Genomic DNA, 16,505 nt, shown 5'->3' on the forward strand with positions numbered 1-16,505 from the left:
TCATCCTGATCATGATTGAGGTTGGGAACTCTGTCCTATCGCCCTCTGCGGCACAAGGCATAGAGCGCGAGGATCGCAGCGACGCTGACAAGGCTAGCCGTGATGGTCTGGCGCTGCGCCGGCTGGATGAGCATGGCGAGAACAACCAGACCGATGCCGCCGATCATGCCGAAATTGAGCGCATTCCCGAGCGGAAGGGTGAAGGCACGGTTCTGAGGATCGGCCTGGCGGAAGATCCTGTGAGAGGACACGATCAGCACATAAATCAGCAGCATGACCGCGCCAGTCGCTCCCAACAGAAAGGCGAAAATCAGCTTGGGAGAGAGGATCGAGCAGAAGGCAACGCCCAGCCCGACCAGGCTCGAGAAGATGACAGCTCGCTGGGGAACGTGTCGACGGGAGAGAGCGGCAAACCAGCTCGGTGCGTCCCGGAGTTCGGCAAGACCCATCAAGGTGCGCGACGTGATGTAGATGCTCGAGTTCAGGCAGGAGAGGATGGCAGTGAACACCACCATTTGCATGAGCATGGCGGCGCCCGGAACACCGATGTGACGCATGACCGTCACGAAAGGGGAGTAGCCGGGTTCGATCGAGGTCCAGGGCACGAGCGTCAGGATCAGAATCACCGAAAGCAGATAGAAGAGGGTGACGCGTGCACCGATGGTGCGTGTGACGCGCGCGACGCTTTCCTCGGCGTTTTCCGATTCTGCGGCGGCGACCGTCGCGGATTCGGAGCCGATCATCGAGAAGAGAACAGTTGGCACCGTTGCAAGGACGGCACCCCAGCCATGAGGGAAAAAGCTTCATGACCGAGTACGTTGTGGGTGACTTTCGGATGGGGACCGATGAAGTGGCTCAGGCTGAGCAGGCCAAGCGCACAAAAGGCAACGATCGTGACCACCTTGACGAGGGAGAGCCAGAATTCGCATTCGCCAAAGACCCGTACCGAAACGAGATTGATCAAATTCACGACAATGATCAGAAGAAAGGCGAGACTCCATACCGGAAGATTGATCCAGTCCTGCATGGCGATGGCACCGCCAATGGCCTCTGCGCCAATCGTGACCACCCAGAACAGCCAGTAGAGCCAGCCGGACAGGAAGCCGGCCCAATGCCCATGCGCCGCGCGGATACAATCGATGAAAGTCCCGATTCCGGGACGAGCGAGCAGCATTTCACCCAGCATGCGGATCACGATGACGACCATCAGCCCTGTGCCCATATAGGTCAGCAGGATGGCGGGGCCGGCGGCAGCGATTGCGGCAGAGCTGCCGATGAAAAGGCCTGCACCGACCACGCCCCCGAGGGCAATCATGGCGATGTGACGATCCTTGAGCTTGCCGCCCTGCGAGAGCGAGGCGGCACCTTCGGGAGAAAAACCTTGGTGTGAAAGTTTATCTTTATCCATCATGCAGTGGACAAAGCCATGTAAACGCTTAGGTCGTCCAGATGGAATATTCTAGTGAGGGAATGAAGTGATGACACGGGTCTTCATCGATGGTGAGGCGGGCACGACAGGTCTGGGGATCAGAGATCGCCTGCGCGCCCTGCCTGTCGAGATACTCTCCATCGACCCTGCAAAGCGTAAAGACGCTCAGGCCCGTCTCGAAATGATGCAAAAAGCCGACCTCGTTGTGCTGTGTCTGCCTGACGACGCGGCGAGAGAGGCTGTGGCCCTCGCTTCCGAGCTCGACCATGTGCGTTTTCTCGATGCAAGCACGGCTCATCGCGTGGCCGATCATTGGGAGTATGGCTTTCCCGAGCTTGATCCGGGTCAAGCTGGCCGCATTGCCGGAGCACAGTATGTCTCGAATCCGGGATGCTACCCAACCGGGGCCATAGGCCTGCTCCGACCGTTAATTGACGCAGGTCTGTTGCCGTCGGATTATCCGATCACGATTAACGCTGTGAGTGGCTATACCGGCGGTGGTCGCTCTGAAATCGAAGCGCATGAGCAGGCAGATGGGCCCGCTTTCGAGCTCTACGGTCTGGGGCTGGAGCACAAACATGTGCCTGAGATCATGCGGTACTCAGGGCTCCTTCGTCGGCCGATCTTCGTGCCGTCGATTGGTCATTTTGCGCAGGGGATGATCGTGTCGATCCCGCTGCATCTGAGCGATCTCTCCGGCACTGTGCGTGTGTCGGATATCGAAGCGTGTCTTCACGCCTATTATGATGGCGCGTCTCAGGTCAGCGTTGCTGCGGCAGATCTCCCAAGGCTCGACGCGGCGAGTTTGGCTGATCGTGACGATATGGAGTTGCGGGTGCACGGCAATGAGGCCCGGCGTCAGGTGCTGCTGACAGCGCGCCTCGATAATCTGGGAAAGGGAGCCGCTGGCGCCGCTTTGCAGAATATTCGTCTCATGTGCGCTTTGGAGGCGTGACTTCAGGCAACCCGTGAGGGAGCTGTCGCTTAATGTGTAGTGCAAAACACAAAATGTTTATAAGCGGTCCGGATGACGTTTCCGGGTTTGCAAGCCGCCCGTAAGCTTGTAGCGATTTAAAAAACGTTAAGAGAATATGGGTCGCACAGCAGAATTTACGTTCTGGTCATGATTCCCGACCTATAGTCGATAACGATTTTTCTCGGGCGACTGGGCCGGTTCGAATAGGTCGAAAGGGCATCATGTCGATGGAGGAAGCATCCAAGCAAGCAGGACCGGGCGTCGGCGGTCATGTGCTGGACTGGCTGCCTTTGCTCGTCTGCCATGTCGAGGCTGATGGACGTATCTCCTACCTGAACAGGCGGTGGGAGCAGTTTTCCGGTGTGAAAATGGCTGCTGAGCCAATAATGTGGTCAGCGTTGCTTGATCGCGCCTGCGGCATCGCGTGCCGATCCGCACGCTGTCTCACGCCGAAGGACTATTGCGTCCATAAAAACGTGGCGCTGCGTCATCACGATGGCGTTCCGGTCACCACCGATCTGCACTGGCAGAAAATGGGTGGATCCGAGAGCGGAGGCTGGATCCTGTTCTGCCACCCGGAGGCTGTGTCCACGCCGCTGCTACCTGACGTGACAGGGCTGCTCTCGAAAGAAACAGTACAGGCTGCAGCGTCGAGCGTGCTGGGATGCGAGACGACGGCTGATCTCGCGGCCGTCCTTCCGCTCCGCCCCGAGCTTTTACGTGATGCGCTTCGCGTCGAAGGCGCTGTGACCGCCGTTAACGGTCAGACACAGGATGCGGCAACGGCGAACAGGAAGCCTGAAGCCGGGAAGAAAGGGTTCAATGCTCAATCTGCATCCTACTCGGCTCAAAGGGCGTTCCGCGCTCTGGGCAGGGAGATGGCGTCGCGAAACAAAACGCCTGATCGTCTGACCGGACTTCAGCAACGGGCTGATTTCGAGGCGCGGTTGTCAGAGGCGGTCACCCAAGCCCAGAAAGAGGGGAAATCCCTCGGCGTACTTCTGATCGACGTCGACTATCTTGGAGATCTCAACGAGCTCTTCGGCAGAGAATGCGGCGATCAGGTGCTCAAGCTCGTAGCGGGTCGTCTGAGAGCGGTCGCCGCGCATGAGAATAACATCGCGCGATCTGGTGATGACGAATTCTCCGCGTTTGTGACAGGGGACGTGGATTCAGCAAGCCTGGCAGAGTACGCGCAGGCCCTGCTGAATTCGATCGATGTGCCCTTCCGTCATGGAAGCAAACAGATCAGGTTCGGGGTAAGTATCGGCGCGACGATCTATCCTCGTGACACGGACCGGCTCCCTTGCCTCCGGAATGCGGCCCAGCTTGCTCTAAACGATGTCAAGGCTCAGGGACGAGGGGGATTCCGCCTCTTCGAGCCGGGTATGGCCAAAAGAGCTGACGGGGTGACCGCCCAGACCAATTCTGTGCGTCAGATGCTCGATCAGGATCTGATTTATCCTGCCTATCAGGCGAAGTCAGATTGTTGGACGGGCGTATCACGGGTGCTGAGGCTTTGATGCGCTGGCATCGCCCCGGAGAAAAAGCCTGTGGGCCTGAGTCGTTTCCCGAGATTTTCCGTAATTACGATTTGGCGACACGCGTCTCGGCCAGAGTGCAGGAGCGCGTATTCAAGGATATCGCACTGTGGCGCCGCGCGGGGCTGATGCCACCGCATATTTCAATCAATGCGGCACCTGTCGAATTCATGCAGGACGATTATGCCGAAAAACTCCTGGCACGCCTGGATCACTTCGGTCTTTCGGCGCGTCAGATCGAGCTCGAACTGACAGAGCACGTGCTCTACCAGAACAGTGAGCATTATATGCATCGGGCGCTTACCTTGTTGCGTCGTGCGGGTGTTCGGCTGACCCTCGACGATTTCGGGACAGGCTATTCGTCGCTGGGCTTCCTGAGAGACTATCCGGTCTCGTCGATCAAGATCGATCGCAGTTTCATCCGCAAGATCTGCATCGATCCTTCAATGGAAGTGATCGTCGGCGCGATTATCCGTTTTGGTGAGACCGTATCGGTCGATGTTGTGGCAGAGGGGATCGAGACGCAGGAGCAATTAATGCTGCTTCAGAAGATCGGGTGTCCGACTGGACAGGGTTTTCTGTTCTCTCCGCCTGTAGTTGCGACAAGCTTTGCGCATCTGCTTGCGGGATCGCGGCAGTTCCCGGTCTGAGTGTCACGTTCGCGCGTATCCGTTGCGTTTTCCCGGGAACCTCGCTAACAGGTTGTCCATTATGCGAGAGTGACGGAACGGTAGACGTAGTCGGCTCAAAATCGACCGCCGCAAGGCATGGGGGTTCGAATCCCCCCTCTCGTACCAAATTTTTCATCGAAAACATGCTGTTGACCGGGCCATGACTTGCGCCGTCGGGTCTGCCTCCGGCATATCTCGCAGACATTCTTCCAGTTTGCCGGACCATCATGCCCCAACGTCCAGACAAAAAACCTGCTCGCCCGTTCTTCTCGTCAGGCCCCTGCGCAAAGCGCCCGGCTGGACATTGAGCGCGCTCGATGGCGCGTTGCTCGGGCGGTCGCACCGGGCGCCGGAAGGGCGTGCGCGGCTCAAGGAGGTCATTGACCGTTCCCACCGCCTGCTCGAAGCTCCGAAAGACTGGAAGATCGGGATTGTTCCTGCATCCGATACGGGTGCCGTCGAGATGATTCTTTGGGCGCTCGCCGGTGAGCGGTCGATCGATGTGCTGTCGTTCGAGAGTTTTTCAGGGCTTTGGGCGCAGGATCTGCGCGACGTTCTGAAGATCGAGGCACTGACCGTTCATGAGGCGCCTTATGGCGCGCTCCCCGATTTTTCGAAGATCGATTGGTCGCATGACGTCGTTCTGACCTGGAACGGCACAACCTCAGGTGTGCGTGTGCCCAACGCCGAGAGCATTCCTGCAGACCATGAGGGGCTGGTCATCTGCGACGCGACGTCGGCAGCCTTTGCAATGGATCTGCCCTGGGACCGTCTCGATGTCGTGACGTGGTCCTGGCAGAAGGCTCTCGGGGGTGAGGCAGCGCATGGCATGATCGCCCTGAGCCCTCGTGCGATTGCACGGCTGGAGACCGCTTCGCCGCGGCCTTTGCCCAAGATTTTCCGCCTCACTAACAAGAAGGGGCTGATCGACGCAATTTTTGAGGGCGATACGATCAACACCCCGTCCATGCTGTGCGTCGAGGATGCGCTGGATGGGTTGAAATGGTCGGAGAGCTTGGGTGGGCTTACTGCGCTTAAAGCGCGTTCGAAAGCTAATTTCGACGTTGTTGCCCAGTGGGTCGAGCAGACGGACTGGGTGGATTTTCTGGCGGCCGAGCCAGCCCAACGCTCGACGACGTCGATCTGCCTGCGCATCGTTGCCCCGTGGTTTACAGCTCTGACCGTCGAGGCCCAGCAGAAGATCGTCAAGGCAATGACCAGCAAGATCATGAAGGAAGAAGCAGGTTACGATCTTGCCTCTTATCGCGATGCCCCACCCGGTTTGCGGATCTGGGGCGGTGCAACGATCGATGCCGAAGATATCGAAGCGCTTCTCCCCTGGCTCGACTGGGCCTATGAAAGCGTCAGGATGGACCATACAGCATGAAACTGACTGACGAGCCCGGAACTGCCCTTCTGCCTTCGGGATTTATCGACCTGCTTCAGCATGAAGCCGAGGCCGAGGCGCAGGGTATCGAATCGGTCATGGATGTGTTTGCAGCCCATGGATATGAGCGTGTGCGTCCCCCCTTGCTCGAGTTTGAGACATCGCTCCTGCATGGGGCCGGACAGGCGCTCGAGGAGCAAACCTTCCGTTTGATGGACCCGGAATCCCGTCGCATGATGGCGCTCCGTCCGGATATGACGACCCAGATTGCCCGTATCGCGGCCACACGTCTGGCTGCGACGGCGCGCCCGCTGCGCCTGTCTTATGCTGGGGCCTGCATTCTGGTGGGGACGCCGGGACGTGAGGGGGAGCGTCAGATTACCCAGGCCGGGATCGAGCTGATCGGCATCGACTCAGTCGCAGCCGATTGTGAAGTGGTCCTGATTGCAGCGGAAGCGCTCGAAAAACTGGGGATCGACGATTACTCTTTCGATCTGTCCTGCCCCGCCCTGGTCCAGGCTTTGGTATCACTGTCTGGCTATACGGGTACCCGTCGTGCCCAGCTCGTTCATGCGCTAGATCGCAAGGATATGGCAGCTGTCGCGGAGCTGGGGGGATCGGTTGCTTCCGTCCTGACCGCGCTGGTTGAGGCTTGTGGCCCTTCCGTTGCTGCCTTGGCCATTCTGGAAAAAATCGATCTGCCTGCGGAAATTCGGGTGCATGCGGAGCGGCTCGTCGCTGTGGTACGGGCTCTGCACGCACGGGCGCCGCATCTTCGGCTGACGGTCGATCCGGCGGAGTTTCGCGGGTGGCAGTATCATACCGGTATCTGCATGACAGTGTTCGCCCGCAGTCAACGCGAGGAGCTTGGTCGTGGTGGGCGTTATCTGGCCCAAGGCGACGAAGCGGCCTGCGGCCTGACATTCCGTCCTGAGGTTCTGCTGCGCGCAGCACGCCCTATCGCGCTGCGTCCTCGTGTCTATCTTGCCGCTGAAACGCAGGATTCACCCGAGGCCGCGCGGCTTCGCAAGGAAGGCTACGCCACGGTTGCCGGTCACGACCTCGTCGAGGATCTGGCGGCAGAGGCGCGTCGCCTGAATTGCACATTCATCTTCGTCGCTGACGAACTCATCACGCTGTAAAGGGATAAGAGCATGTCCAACGTCACCGTCATCGGCACCCAGTGGGGTGACGAAGGCAAGGGAAAGATCGTGGACTGGCTGGCCAGCCGTGCGGATATCGTTGTCCGCTTTCAGGGCGGCCATAACGCCGGGCACACTCTCGTTGTAGGCGATCAGGTCTACAAGCTTTCCTTGCTGCCTTCAGGACTGGTGCGCGGCAAGACTGGCGTGATCGGCAATGGTGTGGTGGTCGATCCGGAGGCGCTGCTCTCGGAAATTGATCGCGTCTCCAAGCAGGGTCTTGTGGTCAATCCCGAGACACTCTGGGTCGCGGATAACGTACCGCTAATTCTGCCTTTGCACGTTGCGACCGATCGGGCCCGTGAAGCGGCTCGTGGCGATCGCAAGATCGGCACCACGGGACGCGGTATCGGCCCGGCCTATGAAGACAAGGTGGCCCGTCGTGCCATTCGCCTGTGCGATCTGGCAGAGCCCGAAACGCTCGACTGGAAGCTCGATGAGCTGCTTTTGCATCACAACACGCTTCTGGCGGGTCTGGGTGCTGCGACATTCACGAAGCAGGAAATTCTCGATCATCTGGCAAAGCTCGCCCCGCGCGTGCTGCCCTTCGCCTGTTCCGTTTGGGAACGGCTGGATGAGGCGCGCCGCGCTGGCCGTCGTATCCTGTTTGAAGGTGCACAGGCGGTCATGCTCGATGTCGATCATGGCACCTATCCCTTCGTCACCAGCTCCAACACTGTCGCGGCCGTCGCGGCGAGCGGCAGCGGTGTCGGTCCCGGTACGGTCGGTTTCGTGCTGGGTATCGCCAAGGCCTACACGACCCGCGTGGGTGAGGGGCCGTTCCCGTCAGAGCTGTTCGACGATGTCGGGCAGAAGCTGGGTGAACGGGGGCGTGAGTTCGGCACTGTTACAGGTCGTGCCCGTCGTTGCGGCTGGTTCGATGCCGTGCTGGTCCGTCGCGCGGCCCGTGTCGGTGGTGTGAACGGGATTGCTCTGACAAAGCTGGACGTGCTGGACGGGTTCGAGGAAGTGAAGATCTGCGTCGGTTACGAACTCGACGGCCAGACGATTACGTCTTTCCCGTCGAGCCCCGCAGCTCAGGCACGTTTGAAGCCTGTCTTCGAATCCATGCCCGGTTGGCAGGAGACGACGTTCGGTGCGCGGAGCTGGGCCGATCTGCCAGCTGCCGCAATTAAATACATCCGTCGGATCGAAGAGCTCATCGAGGCACCGGTCACGCTGCTCTCGACGAGCCCCGAGCGTGATGACACCATTCTGATGCGCGATCCTTTCGAAGATTGAGACGAAAAAAGCGGGCCTGGAGGCCCGCTTTTTGTTGCGTCACTCAGAAGGATTGAGCGATCACGCCGAGGGGAGACGGATCAGGTAGTCGAACGCAGCAAGGCCAGCTTTAGCGCCCTCTCCGGTCGCGACGATAATCTGCTTGAACGGCGTTGTGGTGGCGTCACCTGCACCGAAGATGCCCGGCACCGACGTTGCATTATGCTTGTCGACAACGATTTCTCCACGATCGCTCAGCTCGACGCTGTCTCGCAGCCACTCTGTATTCGGCACCAACCCGATCTGCACAAAGATCCCTTCGAGTTCGACCTTGTGCTCGGTGCCCGTCGGGCGATCACGATAGGCGAGGGCGGTTACCCGCTGACCGTCGCCCTCAACAGCGGTGGTCTGTGCATTCATGATGACGCGTACATTGGGAAGGCTGAACAGCTTGTCCTGAAGCACCGAGTCAGCGCGCAAAACGTCAGCAAACTCAAGCAGCGTGACTTCTGCTGCCAGACCTGCGAGGTCGATCGCAGCTTCCACACCGCTATTACCACCGCCAATCACGGCGACGCGCTTACCCTTGAACAGCGGACCATCGCAATGAGGGCAATAGGCGACGCCCTTGTTGCGGTATTCCTCTTCACCCGGCACGTTCATGCTGCGCCAGCGTGCGCCCGGTGCGAGAATGACAGATCGGCTGTGCAGGATGGCGCCACTCTCGAACTGAACTTCATGCAGGCCGCCAGGCTGGGCAGCCGGGATGAGAGCCTTAGCGCGCTGACCTGTCGTGATGTCCACATCATAGCTGCGCACATGCTTTTCTAGCGCGGCTGCCAATTTTGGGCCTTCAGTTTCCGGCACCGAAATGTAGTTCTCGATAGCCATTGTATCCAGAACCTGGCCGCCAAAGCGTTCGCCCACTATTCCTGTGCGAATTCCTTTACGAGCATCGTACACGGCTGCGGCTGCACCCGCAGGACCGGCCCCGATGATCAGGACCTCGAAAGGTGCCTTTTCCGAAAGCTGCTCAGCCTTGCGTGAGGCGGAACCCGTGTCGAGCTTCGAGACGATCGCCTCGACATCCATACGCCCCGACGCGAAAGGAACGCCGTTCAGATAAATCTGCGGCACTGTCATGATATTGCGCTCGGTGACTTCCTGCTGGAACAGGGCACCGTCAATCGCCGTATGCTCAATGTCTGAATTGAGAGCGGCCATGGCATTCAGGGCCTGTACGACATCAGGGCAGTTCTGACAGGACAGAGACATGTAGGTCTCGAAACGTAGCGGCCCTTTTAGGCTGCGGATCTGATCGACCATATCGGCCTCGATCTTGGGTGGATGCCCACCAATCTGGAGTAGGGCCAGAACGAGCGAGGTGAATTCGTGCCCCATGGGGATGGCGGCGAATGTTGCTGCTTCAACCCCATCGGTCCGACGGATACGAAAAGCCGGTTTCCGCAGATCTCCCGGAGCGTCTGCGACCGTGATCCGGTCGGAAAGGCCGGCGATGTCGTCGACGAGCTCGCGCATCTCCCGCGCCTTGTCGCTGTCATCAAGGCTGGTTTCGAGCGTGATGTTGTGTCGCAGATTGCTGAGATAGCTGCGCAGCTGGTCCTTGATCGGTGAGTCGAGCATTGTTTTCATCCTGGATCGGGGCTGTGATGCCCTTGCGTGGCGTGCTGAAGCACGCTGCATCGCAAGGGTCACTGGAGATGCTGTAAGTTGCGTTCTAGAGCGGGTTAGATCTTGCCGATGAGATCGAGGGAGGGCGACAACGTGTGTTCGCCTTCCTTCCATTTGGCCGGGCAGACCTCGCCTGGATGCGCGGCGACATATTGCGCGGCACGAACCTTATCGAGCAGGGCAGGAGCGCTTCGTCCAACGCCTCCGGACGTGATCTCGATATACTGGATTTTTCCTTCGGGATTGATCAGGAAGGTTGCCCGATCCGCCACGCCCGCTTCCTCGATCATGACATCGAAATTGCGCGAGATCGTCCCGGTCGGATCTGCGAGCATCACGTAGTCGATCTTGCCGATCGCAGGCGAGGTCTCATGCCACGCCCGATGCGTGAAATGCTTGTCGGTAGAAACTGAATAGATCTCGACACCCAGATTCTGAAAATCGGCGTAGTTATCAGCTAGATCTTCGAGCTCGGTAGGGCAAACGAAGGTAAAATCAGCGGGGTAGAAGAAGACAACAGACCAGTTTCCTTTCAGATCCTGATCTGTGACCGTGTGAAACTTTCCGCGGGAATAGGCATCCGTCGAGAAGGCTTTGATCTGAGAGTCTATTCTTGCCATGATTTCGTGACCCTTGATGGATGATTTCGAGAAACAACATGGTCACTATGTCAGTGCGTAAACTTAAAGGAAAACAGTTCGTATTGATCTTTGTGACAGGTAAAACCTGTTCGATATCCCTTCAGTCAAAACGGCGCTTCGGGTTGGAGAAGCTGTGGCGCATCTGTTGTGGAGACATGCCGTAAATGCGGTTGAAGGCGCGCCGCAGACGCTCGGGATCTGCAAAACCGGTTTCGGCGGCGATGGCTTCTATGGACATATGCGCGTTGAGAATGCGCTCGCGGGCCGCCTCTACCCTTAACGTTTCGACGGCCTTTGCCGGGCTCATACCTGTCTCGGTTTTGAAGCTGCGCGAAAAATTGCGGGGGCTCATTCCTGCATGGGCCGCAAGCGTCTCGATTGAAAGCTCGGTGGATAGATTGGCTCTTATCCAGCCCAGAAGAAGGGAAAACCTGTCAGAGCCGGAGCCCAGTTGGACGAGGGATGAAAGCTGCTTTTCTCCTCCAGGACGGTGATAATAGAGCACCATTGTCTGCGCGACGCCGCGAGAGATGGTTTCGTCGGTGTCCTCAGCAAGAAGAGCCAGGCTCATGTCGATGCCGGCTGTAATGCCCCCTGATGTCCAGATTTGTCCGTCGCGGACATAGACGACATCCCGTTCGACCTCGGTATCGTGCGCGTGCTCACGCAAATGGTCGATATCCTGCCAATGCGTCGTGACACGCCTGCCACTCAGAATACCCGCTCGGGCAAGAAAAAAGGCGCCTGTGCAGACGCTGCAAAGACGACGTGTCCGGGGTGCCTGTCTTCTAAGGTATTCAGCTATGGCTTCACCTTTGAAGTAATCGCGGTAATAGGCACTTCCGACCACGATCAATGTGTCGAAAGCCTGATTGGCATCCATTTTGTCGGTTTCAAGGACGATCCCGGACGATGAACGAAGGGGTCCGCCTTCCACTGACAGGAGGGTGTTTTCGTAGGCGATGTCACTCATCATCCGCCGATTTCGAAAACGGTGGCGGGTCCCGTCGCGTCGAGAATCTGGAAGTCTGGGTAAAGGAGAAAGCCGATCCGCTTCTTCATGGCTTAAAAGGAGGGAAATCTGTCATTGTTCCCGGTGCTCCGTTTGCATTATGAAAACCCAGCGCGTTTAAGGCGAACTATAGTAAGAACAGGTTAATAAGCCGTATCACGAAACTTCGCGGCTAGTACGCAATGGATTTTCACAAGTACCGCCATCACGCGTTATTTTCACTTTACGAACGTCTATAATAAATAAAATAAGAGTGAGGAGTAAAGTATCGTGGGGCAGGGTGGATATATCACGATTCACAACGATACTGACTACGACATGGAAAAGGTTAAGGGAGGAGCTTACCAGATGGCGTTCGACTCCCCCCAGACCATCCCGGCGCATCAGTCCCGCAAGTTCTATGCTGAGTGGTGGGAAAGTGGCGTGAAAGAAGACGATAGCGCCTACGCTGACTACAAAGTGATGGATGGCACTGGCCGCATCGTAACAATCGAGGCGTGGGCGCGACCAAACAGACATTTCCAGATGAATTTCAAGAGTTACAGCCAGCCTGGTTATCCTGCGGGAACGATCAAAAATATTGGCTGGATCCACGATGGAAATGTCGGCTTCCGAGTGCAGGGGTCTTCGCCCCCCAAGCCGGACCCCTGTTTTCTTGCGGGGTCTCCAATTCTCACGCAGGAAGGCTATGTCCCCGTCGAGAGGCTTGAGCTGGGACAAAAAGTCGTCGTTCTTGACAAAGGTGTCCACGTTCTCCGCGACATCGTGTTTCTTGGTAAAGGCCGACGAGAAGTCGATTGCTCAGGACGTCTGGCAGAAGATGAGTCCGGGTGGCCCGTCTGCATTAAAGCCAATGCTTTCGGCCCGCAGCGGCCACGTCGCGATCTCTGGATGACGGCGGAGCATTGCGTCTTCGTGCATGATGCGCTGGTACCAGTCCGGTTACTCGTTAACGGCGAGAGCATTTTCTATGATCTGACGCAGCCCAGTTACGACTTCTATCATGTTGGGACGGATTTACACTCGGTTCTGGCTGCCGAAAATCTCTACGCGGAGAGCTATCTTCCTGGGGATAACGCTGTCCTCTTCGCGAGCCGGAAGGTGAGTAAGCCTCTTTTGGCGACGATGAATACGGCTTATCCCGTTCGGACAGATCGAGAGTTTGTGGAGCGGGTCTTTAACGAGCTCGTGGGGAAAGCGCGGCAAGCTCATGGCTCTTCAGAGGAGAACGTTCCGCACGAATTGGCCCTTCATCTGACACGGCCTGACGGTACGCAGATCTTGCCCAGCTCGTTCAGGGACGACACTGCCGTTTTCGAACTTGATGGGACGAATGAGCGTCTTTTCATTCGGTCGCAGAGTCGCAGACCCTGCGATTTTTTCGGTCGTTTCGTTGATGATCGTCGACAGCTCGGCGCGTTAATTAGCAGTGTCTCCATTCGAGGCGACGCGGATAATCAGGAGATAGGGATCGATTTCATGGATCCGAATCTTCGTGGTTGGTGTGCTCCGGAAGGGACGTCGATGCGCTGGACTCAGGGGAGTGGCGAGATTGTGCTTCCAGATTTCTGCCAGACATCCGGGGGAGTCCTTACCGTGAAGGTGCTTCCGTCCGAACTTTACTACCTGCATTCGGCGACAGCTCGTTTGCAGGAGAAGGCAGATGTTCTCCTCTATGCGTCTGAACAAGACTGAGAGAAAATCGGTAATCTCAGCACTCATGGTGGGGCCAACCTGAAAAGGCACCTCACTTTGACTGCATCTTGGCGCAATCATCATCGATGTGACGAAATCGTTCGGGGAGAAAGGCGCGATCGATCTTGCCTTTGGCGGTACCATCAATGGTGCCGCCATGCAGTCCCTGTATAGAAAAACTGCCCCAATCCAATGGTGAAGATCAGGCAGCCATAGAGACTATGCTCCAGCCAGGAAAGGCGGAGCGAGCGATGGCGTTCATAGCCTGATGCAAAAAGAAAACCGCCCATCGTGGTCAGGATGACGGCAATCCAGTTTTGAAAAATGATGTGGGCAAAGCCGAAAGCCACGGCACTGCCGACGATGCGCGTGGCGGGCGTGCTTAGAATCTCTTGGTACCGCGAAAAGAGAAAAGAGCGGTAAAGAACTTCCTGAGGCCAGACCGACAGTGCCGGGTAGAGCATCATGATCAGGAGCCAGAATCCAGGCTTGTTTCTGGGGAGTTCCAGAAAATGTGTGGGCCATACCCACCATGAAGCGAGTGTCAGCAACGGGGCCAAGAGCGCGAAGCGCCACAGATGGTGCCTATGTCGCGTTTGGTGTCGCCAGACACTGTTGTTCCGTTTCGGAGAAAGAGAAGCGCTCCCAGCGCGCCAGCCCAGAGAGCGAAGAAGAGCAGGGTCGGGTGCTTGAAGGCAAGGATGAGGAGCGGCGCTCCGCCAAAGAGCAGTGCGAACTCTAATCGGAGGCACGCACGCCGTTTCGGATAGGCGAGCATCTTGCTTATTCAGGAAAGAGTTTCAATCTGTGCCCCGTCCTACCACTTGCCACAAGTCAGGCTGGGATAAGGCTGACTTGTGGCAATGGCGTTGGGAAGGACTGTCTTATCCAGTCAAATGGTCGCGCAGCGAGATACCTTCGTCCTGTTTGCGACGTAGCTCGACTTCTGCGGCCATTGCTTTTTGTAGCTTTTCGAAAGCGCGTGCCTCGATCTGACGAATGCGCTCACGGGAAACGCCATATTCATGAGAGAGCTCTTCAAGAGTAGAGGGCTCATCCTTGAGGCGACGTTCCGTCAGAATGTGACGCTCACGCTCATTGAGAGACTTCATGGCCTCGGTGAGCAGTGCCTGACGGCCGCTCATTTCCTCGCTTCGCCAAGCGTCGTTTCCTGACTTTGCTGATCATCGACCAGCCAGTCCTGCCACTCGCCCTCACCATCGCTGCGCAGCGGTGCATTCAGGCTATGGTCCGGTGCGGCCAGACGCTGATTCATGGACACAACGTCCTGCTGCGGGACGCCAAGCGTGGTGGCGATCTTGTCCACGTGCTCTGGCTTCAGGTCACCGTCTTCAATGGCCTGCATCTGTCCCTTGAGACGACGCAGGTTGAAAAAGAGCTTCTTCTGCGACGCGGTGGTGCCCATTTTGACCAGCGACCAGCTATGCAGAATATATTCTTGCATCGCTGCGCGGATCCACCACATCGCGTAGGTGGCCAGACGGAAGCCACGATCAGGATCGAAGCGTTTGACCGCCTGCATCATGCCGATATTGCCTTCGCTGATCAGTTCATTGATCGGCAGGCCGTAGCCACGATAGCCCATGGCGATCTTGGCGACGAGGCGCAGATGGGAGGTGACCAGTTTATGGGCGGCTGAATCGTCTTCCTTGTCGCGCCAGCGGCGAGCGAGCTCGCCTTCTTCTTGCGGCGTAAGGATCGGGAATTTACGGATTTCCTGAAGATAACGGGTCAGGTTGTTTTCAGGACCAAGAGACAACACGGCGGAAGAGGCCATTGGGCTGCAACTCCTTTCGCCCGGTGCAGATGAGGAACCTTATTTACGGGCCGCGCCCGTCAGAGTTCCCAACACCGGGTGACGCAGGGATAGGGAAGGACCTTCGTCCCCGCTCGGCATCCTCAGCATGAGCGATGCAGGGCGGTACGTCCATTCCGGCGGCGCGTCACTTCGTCGGATTGACTGAGAATGCACCATACAGCATTTTTCGTGTCAAGAAAACGTACCGTATTACTCCTAATTAACTCCCGCGCAGGGAGCGAAGCAGAGACTGGAAGTCTGCCGGGGGCTCCGAAGTGAAAAGCAGCGCCTCTTTTGTACGAGGATGGGTAAATCCCAGACGCGCGGCGTGAAGGGCCTGACGGGGGAAGTCGAGTGCGGCACGTCGGGCAAGGTCGCCGAGACCGCGCGCCGCTGCGGGAATACGGCGTAGATAGACAGGATCTCCCAAAAGAGGATGTCCGGCCTGTGAAAGATGTACCCGGATCTGATGCGTGCGTCCTGTGGCGAGCTTGCATTCGATCAGGCTGACCGAGGCATCGAATGCCTCAAGGCAGCGGATATGCGTCAGAGCATGTTTGCCGCCATGTGTGACAACGGTCATGCGCTTGCGGTCTCGCTTATCGCGTCCGATCGCGCCGTCGTAACTTATGGTCGACGGCAATAACCCCCAGGCAAGGGCTTGATAGGCACGATCGATATCGCGCGCGGCAAACGCCTCGGAAAGCGCATTATGAGCAAGGGGTGTCTTGGCCACGACCATCAGACCGGACGTGTCCTTGTCGAGACGATGAACAATGCCCGGACGTTTTTCTCCCCCGATCCCTTCCAGATCCTCGCCGCAATGGCCGAGCAGGGCATTGACCAGAGTGCCCGTCTCGTTTCCCGGCGCCGGGTGCACGACCAGACCGGCGGGCTTGTCCAGCACGATCAGGTCGCGATCTTCGAAAATGATCGGCAGGTCATGATCCTCGGCCTGCGGCCGTGCGGGCGTTGCCGGAGGCACGATCAGGGTGATCTGGCGCCCGGCTCTGGTGGTTTCGGAGGGCTCGCGTGTGGTGGCGCCGTCGCAGGAAACCTGTCCGGCTTCGATAAGGGATTTGACACGCGAGCGGGACAGGGTGCCTATCGCATCGGCCAGAAACCGGTCGAGACGCTGCCCCGCCTGTTCGGGCGATATGTCGAAGTCGAATCGGGTGGGTGCGTGAGCGTCAGTCATGCGCCCCCTTAGCAAACAGGA

General features: G+C 57.9%; 14 protein-coding genes, 1 tRNA gene and 2 pseudogenes. 9 read left to right on the plus strand and 8 right to left on the minus strand.

What is annotated here, in order from left to right:
- Positions 1-35: 35 nt before the first annotated feature.
- The gene (locus JCM15831_RS23160) at positions 36-743 is read right to left on the minus strand and encodes an amino acid permease (protein WP_269530198.1); all 708 of its coding nucleotides are present in this window, start codon (positions 741-743) and stop codon (positions 36-38) included.
- Positions 740-1,411: an amino acid permease gene (locus tag JCM15831_RS23165; RefSeq protein ID WP_269530199.1), complete on the minus strand. Its 672-nt coding sequence runs from the start codon at positions 1,409-1,411 to the stop codon at positions 740-742. Before JCM15831_RS23165 ends, JCM15831_RS23160 begins: the two co-directional genes overlap by 4 nt.
- Before the next feature lie 67 nt (positions 1,412-1,478).
- On the opposite strand from JCM15831_RS23165, the gene argC reads away from it, so the two are divergent.
- From argC to JCM15831_RS00270, 7 genes and pseudogenes are all read left to right on the plus strand, one after another.
- Positions 1,479-2,384 carry an N-acetyl-gamma-glutamyl-phosphate reductase gene (argC, locus tag JCM15831_RS00240; protein ID WP_025821854.1) on the plus strand — a complete coding sequence of 302 codons (906 nt, stop codon included), beginning with the start codon at positions 1,479-1,481 and terminating at the stop codon, positions 2,382-2,384.
- Positions 2,385-2,626: 242 nt separating this feature from the next.
- Positions 2,627-3,928: a GGDEF domain-containing protein gene (locus JCM15831_RS19760; protein WP_025821856.1), complete on the plus strand. Its 1,302-nt coding sequence runs from the start codon at positions 2,627-2,629 to the stop codon at positions 3,926-3,928.
- On the plus strand, positions 3,892-4,596 hold the full coding sequence (locus tag JCM15831_RS19765; protein WP_156938671.1) for an EAL domain-containing protein: 705 nt from the start codon (positions 3,892-3,894) through the stop codon (positions 4,594-4,596). Before JCM15831_RS19760 ends, JCM15831_RS19765 begins: the two co-directional genes overlap by 37 nt.
- Positions 4,597-4,659: 63 nt before the next feature.
- Positions 4,660-4,743, plus strand: a tRNA-Leu gene (locus JCM15831_RS00255).
- A gap of 101 nt (positions 4,744-4,844) precedes the next feature.
- Positions 4,845-6,004: pseudogene (locus JCM15831_RS15405) on the plus strand (phosphoserine transaminase).
- Positions 6,001-7,146, plus strand: a complete 1,146-nt coding sequence (locus JCM15831_RS00265) for an ATP phosphoribosyltransferase regulatory subunit (RefSeq protein WP_025821859.1) — start codon at positions 6,001-6,003, stop codon at positions 7,144-7,146. The pseudogene JCM15831_RS15405 and the gene JCM15831_RS00265 overlap by 4 nt, the downstream one beginning before the upstream one ends.
- A gap of 12 nt (positions 7,147-7,158) precedes the next feature.
- The gene (locus JCM15831_RS00270; RefSeq protein ID WP_025821861.1) at positions 7,159-8,448 is read left to right on the plus strand and encodes an adenylosuccinate synthase; all 1,290 of its coding nucleotides are present in this window, start codon (positions 7,159-7,161) and stop codon (positions 8,446-8,448) included.
- 60 nt (positions 8,449-8,508) lie between these two features.
- Here the strand turns inward: JCM15831_RS00270 and ahpF are convergent, their stop codons facing one another.
- The 3 genes from ahpF to JCM15831_RS15410 all read right to left on the minus strand — a co-directional run bounded on the left by ahpF (position 8,509) and on the right by JCM15831_RS15410 (position 11,736).
- Positions 8,509-10,071 (minus strand): alkyl hydroperoxide reductase subunit F, encoded by a 1,563-nt coding sequence (gene ahpF, locus JCM15831_RS00275; RefSeq protein ID WP_025821862.1) that lies wholly within the window; start codon positions 10,069-10,071, stop codon positions 8,509-8,511.
- Between the two features lie 104 nt (positions 10,072-10,175).
- Positions 10,176-10,739: an alkyl hydroperoxide reductase subunit C gene (gene ahpC, locus JCM15831_RS00280; protein WP_025821865.1), complete on the minus strand. Its 564-nt coding sequence runs from the start codon at positions 10,737-10,739 to the stop codon at positions 10,176-10,178.
- A gap of 121 nt (positions 10,740-10,860) precedes the next feature.
- Positions 10,861-11,736, minus strand: coding sequence for a GlxA family transcriptional regulator (locus JCM15831_RS15410; protein WP_232227904.1), 876 nt, complete (start codon positions 11,734-11,736; stop codon positions 10,861-10,863).
- Between the two features lie 384 nt (positions 11,737-12,120).
- Between JCM15831_RS15410 and JCM15831_RS00290 the strand changes: the two genes are divergently transcribed.
- Positions 12,121-13,467, plus strand: a complete 1,347-nt coding sequence (locus JCM15831_RS00290) for a Hint domain-containing protein (RefSeq protein ID WP_198024205.1) — start codon at positions 12,121-12,123, stop codon at positions 13,465-13,467.
- Positions 13,468-13,610: 143 nt separating this feature from the next.
- Here the strand turns inward: JCM15831_RS00290 and JCM15831_RS22095 are convergent, their stop codons facing one another.
- Positions 13,611-13,934, minus strand: coding sequence for a CPBP family intramembrane glutamic endopeptidase (locus JCM15831_RS22095; RefSeq protein ID WP_232227905.1), 324 nt, complete (start codon positions 13,932-13,934; stop codon positions 13,611-13,613).
- A 65-nt stretch (positions 13,935-13,999) separates the two neighbouring features.
- Here JCM15831_RS22095 and JCM15831_RS22100 point away from each other — a divergent pair, with 65 nt between their 5' ends.
- A complete protein-coding gene (locus JCM15831_RS22100; protein ID WP_232227906.1) occupies positions 14,000-14,209 on the plus strand; it encodes a hypothetical protein in 210 nt (69 codons plus the stop codon).
- A 142-nt stretch (positions 14,210-14,351) separates the two neighbouring features.
- Here the strand turns inward: JCM15831_RS22100 and rpoH are convergent.
- A pseudogene (gene rpoH / locus JCM15831_RS15420) lies at positions 14,352-15,265 on the minus strand (RNA polymerase sigma factor RpoH).
- 241 nt (positions 15,266-15,506) lie between these two features.
- Positions 15,507-16,484, minus strand: coding sequence for an RluA family pseudouridine synthase (locus tag JCM15831_RS00305; RefSeq protein ID WP_025821869.1), 978 nt, complete (start codon positions 16,482-16,484; stop codon positions 15,507-15,509).
- Positions 16,485-16,505 lie beyond the last annotated feature (21 nt).

The organism is Asaia astilbis JCM 15831, from assembly GCF_000613845.1.
Classification (GTDB): domain Bacteria; phylum Pseudomonadota; class Alphaproteobacteria; order Acetobacterales; family Acetobacteraceae; genus Asaia; species Asaia astilbis.

Bases quoted from the DNA above. Each gene is read 5' to 3' on its own strand.
- JCM15831_RS23160 (WP_269530198.1), bottom strand. From the start codon at position 743: ATGATCGGCTCCGAATCCGCGACGGTCGCCGCCGCAGAATCGGAAAAC.
- JCM15831_RS23165 (WP_269530199.1), bottom strand. From the start codon at position 1,411: ATGATGGATAAAGATAAACTTTCACACCAAGGTTTTTCTCCCGAAGGT.
- argC (WP_025821854.1), top strand. From the start codon at position 1,479: ATGACACGGGTCTTCATCGATGGTGAGGCGGGCACGACAGGTCTGGGG.
- JCM15831_RS19760 (WP_025821856.1), top strand. From the start codon at position 2,627: ATGTCGATGGAGGAAGCATCCAAGCAAGCAGGACCGGGCGTCGGCGGT.
- JCM15831_RS00265 (WP_025821859.1), top strand. From the start codon at position 6,001: ATGAAACTGACTGACGAGCCCGGAACTGCCCTTCTGCCTTCGGGATTT.
- JCM15831_RS00270 (WP_025821861.1), top strand. From the start codon at position 7,159: ATGTCCAACGTCACCGTCATCGGCACCCAGTGGGGTGACGAAGGCAAG.
- ahpF (WP_025821862.1), bottom strand. From the start codon at position 10,071: ATGCTCGACTCACCGATCAAGGACCAGCTGCGCAGCTATCTCAGCAAT.
- ahpC (WP_025821865.1), bottom strand. From the start codon at position 10,739: ATGGCAAGAATAGACTCTCAGATCAAAGCCTTCTCGACGGATGCCTAT.
- JCM15831_RS15410 (WP_232227904.1), bottom strand. From the start codon at position 11,736: ATGATGAGTGACATCGCCTACGAAAACACCCTCCTGTCAGTGGAAGGC.
- JCM15831_RS00290 (WP_198024205.1), top strand. From the start codon at position 12,121: ATGGCGTTCGACTCCCCCCAGACCATCCCGGCGCATCAGTCCCGCAAG.
- JCM15831_RS22095 (WP_232227905.1), bottom strand. From the start codon at position 13,934: ATGATGCTCTACCCGGCACTGTCGGTCTGGCCTCAGGAAGTTCTTTAC.
- JCM15831_RS22100 (WP_232227906.1), top strand. From the start codon at position 14,000: ATGAAGCGAGTGTCAGCAACGGGGCCAAGAGCGCGAAGCGCCACAGAT.
- JCM15831_RS00305 (WP_025821869.1), bottom strand. From the start codon at position 16,484: ATGACTGACGCTCACGCACCCACCCGATTCGACTTCGACATATCGCCC.